Here is a 6161-nt window from a genome sequence, read left to right on the forward strand (position 1 = left end):
TAAACTCCGCATTTACTATATCAAGGGCACAAGTCTCAGATGCAAGCACGTAAGAACCGTTTAACTTTCCTAAAACAAGAGGTCTGATTCCCGATGGATCGCGTACTCCAATAACTACTTCTTGGTTGATTGCAACAAAAGAATAAGCACCCTGTATTTGCTTTAATGCAGATATAAAACTCTCCTGGAGACTGTCTTTTGTATTGATTTCTACTAAGCGTACTACCACTTCTGTATCAATATCTGATTGAAAAACGCATCCTCGTTTAATTAACCGCTCGCGTATTGGAGAAATATTAATTAAATTACCATTATGTGCTATAGCAAAATCCCCAAACTTGTTACTTTTGACATAGCATATTGGATAATAGGGAAGGGTTGAGAGTGTCATTCCAGCGCGTGACGCTGGAATGAAGTTGAGCACAAAGAGCTAACAAAGATTAGATTGTAAGATCCTCTAAAGGACTGTAATCTACATCTTCCTGTGTTGTGTAGTCATCAACTGACGGACTATGTAATACATCTACATCTTCCTGTGCTTTACCGTCATCCACTACTGTGTAATCAATATTACACTTATTTAGTCCGCCTAATATATATTCTGCTTTGGAAATATTTTTCACCATAGCCTTCCATAATAACATTTAAATAGTCAGCACTGTAAATGTCAGAAAGTTCGTTACATATTTTTGGATCTTTAACTGCATAGTGTTGTGTAAACTTACACTCACTACCGTCATCTTTACAAAAAGAAAATTTTCCTTTTTGGTTACTATCTGCAGTAATGATAAATCTATTGCCTTTGTTATCTTTTGCTGAGAACTCATTATCGCTCTTATCTATGGAATATTGTTCCTTTGGAAATGTAAGTGTCAAGTGATATGTCATAATACTACCTTAATAAAAATGACTATTATAGTATAGGTTTATTAATAAACAATATATATTATAGTATAATTAATATGGAATGGATCTAATAAACCTCAGTTGGGCCCCCAGTTGGGCCCATAAGAACTACTTGTTCACCCTCTTTAAAGTACTTACACAAATTAGTGGAACCACCGGTTTCGAGCACAATAGTGGTAATAATTCCTTTTTTTTGTCCACTTCAGTGCCAGTTACGGCTATACCTTCCATGACAAGGTTAGCTTTTCTACTATTGGCTTCGAGATTTTGCAACCTAAAGAATTGTCCAGGCTGAAAGTTTTTTGCAGCAAGTGGTGCTTTGACCACTATTTCTACCACTTTATCGGTTAAATATTGAACTTTTATGACCCTTGTAGTAAATTGCTCTTTGATCCTGTTGAAGAATTCTTCATTGGTCAGGTGTTTTGCAGCGCGTGACGCTGGCTGATTAGTTAAAAGCTGGGAAATGATAGGGTAGCCGTTCTTGGCGCTTGCCATAGCTTTCACGACACTTCCGCTATACGAAGGGTGAAGATCACCAAAGAAACTAATTGTTTTATCATCTTGTTTATACACTAATATTCTATCTTTATTTTGCATTTTGGGAGAGAATATTGGATCTACTTCCTCTCCTGATGAGCTTAGGTGAGTGAAATATCCATTGCTTAATTTAAAATGCTTTTTATCTTCCGTTGCAATAACTACATTTGGCTCAGTACCTGCTGCTATAAGAATAGAACGTGCCTTTATATGTTTGATTTCTTCAGATTGCGTATCTCTCAATTTTATCGATTCAGCATGATTATATTTATCTGTTACAATTTCAACTGGTTCTAGGTTTTCAATAAAGTAGATCCCTTCTAATAATGCGTTTTGCACCTCTTCACTATTTAGTCGATAACTTGGCGAATCTTTTAGCTGTTTTCTATATACAACTTTTACTCCTCCGAGGCTCTGCATTAACTCCAATATTTTTGTTTCTTTATTCTCCTTTTTTTGCTAATTTTCGGACCAGTTGTGCGTGCGATATAAACTCATTTGCAATTTCACGTTCTTCTTCTGTCCAGTCTTTTTCAACGTAGTCTTTCCCATATTTACCAACCAATGTCTCGTAACGAAGAAGAAACTTTTCTACTTGAGTTGGATAATACGCTAGGGCTTCAGTGGCAGCATCAATTGCAGTGAGTCCCCCACCCATGACAACTATTGGCATTCGGATTTGAAGGTTTGCTATGGAGTCAGATTTGAGAGCACCACTGAGTTGTAATGACATTAGAAAATCAGATGCCATGCGCACTCCACGTGCTAACGTATTTTTTACTTTGATCATTCGTGGCTTGCCAGAGCCGAGCGCTAGGGCGACGTGGTCAAAACCCAAATTGAACGTGTCATCAACAGTCACTGTGCCACCGAAGCGGATGCCCCCACACATGCTATAAACAAAGATCAATGGAATAGTACCGCTTATATTCCGCTTGTTGTGGTAATCTGAATTAGTATTGATTGCAGAATAAGATATTCCTCTTTTTTTGCAAGATTTTTTCAATAGTTATTAGTGTTACAATAAAGACCAACTCCGCAACTGCTAAAACAGTAGCTGAATATTTATCATACAGTAAAAACCAGGTGCGATATATTCCTGTTGTAAAAGTGTCAATTGCAAGAAATTGTGGAGTGCCAAAATCTGTAATTACTTCCATTAGTACCAAAGATAGCCCAGCTATAATCCGATTTTACAAAGGGAATTTACAGTTCATCATATTCCCACTTTCCGCCCTTTCCGAGCATTGCTTTGGAATAATTAAATTAGTCACCAAGATGTGCTTTTCTGTTTCCAACTATATTCCATAGGTTTGGTCCTAATTTATTAGCTCCGCCTTTTTCAAAACTATGGCAGGCTATACATTTTTTCGCTGCTGACTTACCTTTCTCAAAGCTAGCATTCTGCATGAGCGCCCCAATATCGAGCGCCACTTGTTCGATTTTTTGCTGAGGTTCACCACCAGCAGCCACTATCGTTTGATGTTCAATCTTATAATCCTCCGGACTGTAAAGCATATCAACTACATTACTAACTATCATAATTATTAGCCCAGAAAGTAAAATCGATTCTGCAATCTTATTAAGCACCATAATTAACTTTTATCAATTGTTGTTGCTTGAATTATGCAAGTATTTTTGCAAACAGCAAACTTCAAAATTCATCTTTTAATAGAGCCAAATCAAAAATTCTGGTAAAGTAGTTTTGTTTACAAAAAATATGCTACTTAATATTGAAAAGCGCAGTATAACAAATGCACTGTGGAAATTGCAAGAAGCAGATCAAAGGGAAGTACTAACCCTTACTCAGAGATTTGAATTACCAAAAATCTTAGCGAGGACGCTGGTTACTCGTGGTGTTAATATAAAAAATGCAGGTGACTTCTTATATCCACTGATTAGGTCGCTACTACCAGATCCATTCCATCTTCTTGATATGGATAAAGCTGTTTGCCGCATAATACGAGCAATAAACAATAATGAAAACATAGCAATATTCGGTGACTACGATGTTGATGGTGCAACTTCATCAGCATTAATCAACAGGTACTTAAGAGCAATTGGTATACACTCTATAATCTACATTCCAGATCGTGTTAATGAGGGCTATGGATTAAACGCAGATGATTTATTACAGCTTAAAAAGAAAGGAATTGACTTATGTATTTCCGTTGATTGCGGTACGCTCGCATATCAGCCAATAGAAGATGCAAAGAATCTTGGTCTTGATATTATAGTTATTGACTATCATCTTGGTGCAGAAAAGCTACCAAGCGCTGTAGCAGTTGTTAATCTAAACCGCTTTGATGAGAGTTCTCCTTACAATAACTTAGCAGCAGTTGGAGTGTCATTTCTGCTGATTGTTGCTCTTAACAAAAGCCTACGTGAGCAGGGATTTTTTATCAGCACAAAAGAACCGGATTTGTTTGATCTGCTGGATTTAGTTGCCCTTGGCACTGTTTGCGATGTTATGCAGATCACTGGTCTCAATAGAGCATTTGTCTCACAGGGATTAAAAGTTATGTCAGCAAGAAAAAATGTTGGCTTGCGCGTTTTATTTGATGCTTTAGGAATTCTTGAAAAGCCGAGTGTTTCTCGACTGGGTTTTAATATTGGACCATGCATAAATGCTGGAGGAAGAATTGGAGAAGCATTGCTTGGTGCAAGGTTGCTCTCTACAGATGACGAAGAAGAAGCGCATTCCATCGCGCTAAAATTAATAGACTTGAATAATGCAAGGAAGATGATGGAAAATGAGGCTATTTATGAAGCCACAACACAAGTGGAAAAGTCCATGAAATCAGGTGCGAATTTTATAATGGTAAGCGGCAATTGGCATCAGGGAATAATCGGTATAATTGCATCAAGACTGAAAGAGCGGTTCCATTTGCCGGCAGTAGTGATATCTTTAAATAAAGGAATAGGAAAAGCAAGCTGCAGGTCAATTCCTGGGATTGATATCGGAGCTGCAGTTCTCTTTCTGCAAAATTTATAAATCTGATTATTGAAGGTGGCGGCCATAGTATGGCAGCAGGGTTTGCGATTAAGGAGGACAAAATAAACGATTTATATGACTTTTTCACTGAGAGGTTTGCACACTTTACGCATAATAAGGCTTTAAAAGCCGACGGTATAGTAACTGCTAAGGCAATAAACTTGTCCCTGTGGAATCAACTGCGACGTTTGGAGCCATTTGGTGTTGGCAATCCTGAACCGAGGTTTATTATCCAAGGAGCGAAGATCAGGAAGCCTGAAGTTATAGGAGTTGACCATATAAAATGCTTCATTGCTGACGATAATGCTATGGTTAGAGCCATTGCGTTTCGTTCTGCAAATACTCATCTTGGTTCTGCTATCATGAAGGGTAATGTTGAGGCTATTTTGGGCAAAATCTCTATGAATTATTGGAATGGCAATGAGTTTGTACAATTTTTAATAGAAGATGTATTGGTATCCGTTCAGACAATGGCATCAACTTAAGGAAAAATGTCAGTGATTGTGCATAAAATTTCTCTCTAAAATTCTTACCATTAAATTATCTAAAAACTACAAAAAGCAGTACTTTTGTTTCTATTAGATCTCTTGCATAACCAATTTATGGTAAGGAATTTTATAGATGCGACAGTTACGCAACCTTATGCAATATCCTGTTCAGCCGCAGGGCAACAGGTACTCTGAAATTAAATGGCAACCAGCCTACCTTCTCTAATTTAAACGATAGACCAACCATGTTTACACGTCCAACTATGTTTTCCATCGATACAAAACCAATTTCAGGAAACCTACTATCCAAAGAATTATTTCTATTGTCTCCCATAACAAAAAACTGATCGTTAGGTACGTAATAAACCGGAGTATTATATGAAAGTCTGTTAGGGACATTATCTATTAAAATTTCATGTTCTTTGCCACCTGGAAGTGTTTCTATATACCTTGGTATGCTGCGATTTGATTCATAATCAAGGAAGCTTCCAATTTGCCTTCGCTTTACTTTCTGATCGTTTAGGTACAATTCTCCTTCTATCATTTGCACTTTGTCACCTGGTATTCCTATTACTCGCTTAACAAATATGATGCTGTTGTTTCTCGTGGGTTTGAAAACTATTATGTCACCACGCTTTGGCGGGGTATAAAAGATCCTGCCGCTAAAAATGTTTGGAGAGAATGGAAAGGAGTGTTTACTGTAACCGTATGAATATTTACTAGTAAAAATGTAATCTCCCTCAAGTAGAGTGCTTTTCATTGAACCAGAAGGTATATGAAATGGCTCAAATAAAAAACTACGTATTGATAGTGCAATCAGCAGTAAAAAAAACAATGAAGATAAAAATCTTCCTGTTCTTGCTATCCAGTTTTCTCTTAATTCCTCCAACTTTTCCAACTTCGTTTTTTCTTATAAATTAAGCTTATTATAACACATAAAAGTGGTAATGTGAAATTTTACTCGTAGGATTGTTTCTAAACCTTGTAACCTGTTCGAACTTTCTTCTACCACACTTAGATACGAACTCATTTGCCTAACTTGGTTGTAACAATTTCAAGTTTTCAACCCTATTTTCACTCGGTTTGTTCTTGTAAATATATGTACTATTTTTATGTTTTTTGAAAAAGTAAACATTTACGATTTCATAACGCTGTGTGTTTCTGTATTAATCAAGTTAAAGTAGCTATTAATAACCTAATATAAAGTATAAAAAAATATATAATCTTGACTT

General features: G+C 36.6%; 2 protein-coding genes and 4 pseudogenes. 1 reads left to right on the plus strand and 5 read right to left on the minus strand.

Annotation, left to right across the window (positions count from 1 at the left end; all coding sequences use genetic code 11):
• The 4 genes and pseudogenes from HET73_RS05515 to HET73_RS05535 form a co-directional block, all read right to left on the minus strand.
• Nucleotides 1-349: pseudogene (locus HET73_RS05515) on the minus strand (amidophosphoribosyltransferase); the annotation flags it as partial.
• Nucleotides 350-576: 227 nt separating this feature from the next.
• Complete coding sequence (locus tag HET73_RS05520; protein WP_174132654.1) at nt 577-888, minus strand: hypothetical protein; 312 nt, start codon at nt 886-888, stop codon at nt 577-579.
• Nucleotides 889-973: 85 nt separating this feature from the next.
• Nucleotides 974-2633: pseudogene (locus tag HET73_RS05525) on the minus strand (hypothetical protein); the annotation flags it as partial.
• A gap of 82 nt (nt 2634-2715) precedes the next feature.
• Nucleotides 2716-3039, minus strand: a pseudogene (locus HET73_RS05535) (c-type cytochrome); the annotation flags it as partial.
• A gap of 127 nt (nt 3040-3166) precedes the next feature.
• Between HET73_RS05535 and recJ the strand changes: the two are divergent.
• Nucleotides 3167-4926, plus strand: a pseudogene (recJ, locus tag HET73_RS05540) (single-stranded-DNA-specific exonuclease RecJ).
• A gap of 145 nt (nt 4927-5071) precedes the next feature.
• On the opposite strand, the gene lepB reads toward recJ, so the two are convergent.
• Nucleotides 5072-5818 carry a signal peptidase I gene (gene lepB / locus HET73_RS05545; protein WP_174132886.1) on the minus strand — a complete coding sequence of 249 codons (747 nt, stop codon included), beginning with the start codon at nt 5816-5818 and terminating at the stop codon, nt 5072-5074.
• Nucleotides 5819-6161 lie beyond the last annotated feature (343 nt).

The organism is Wolbachia endosymbiont of Atemnus politus, assembly GCF_013309895.1.

Excerpts from the sequence above, each read along its gene's own strand:
- HET73_RS05520 (WP_174132654.1), bottom strand. The coding sequence starts at position 888 with ATGACATATCACTTGACACTTACATTTCCAAAGGAACAATATTCCATA.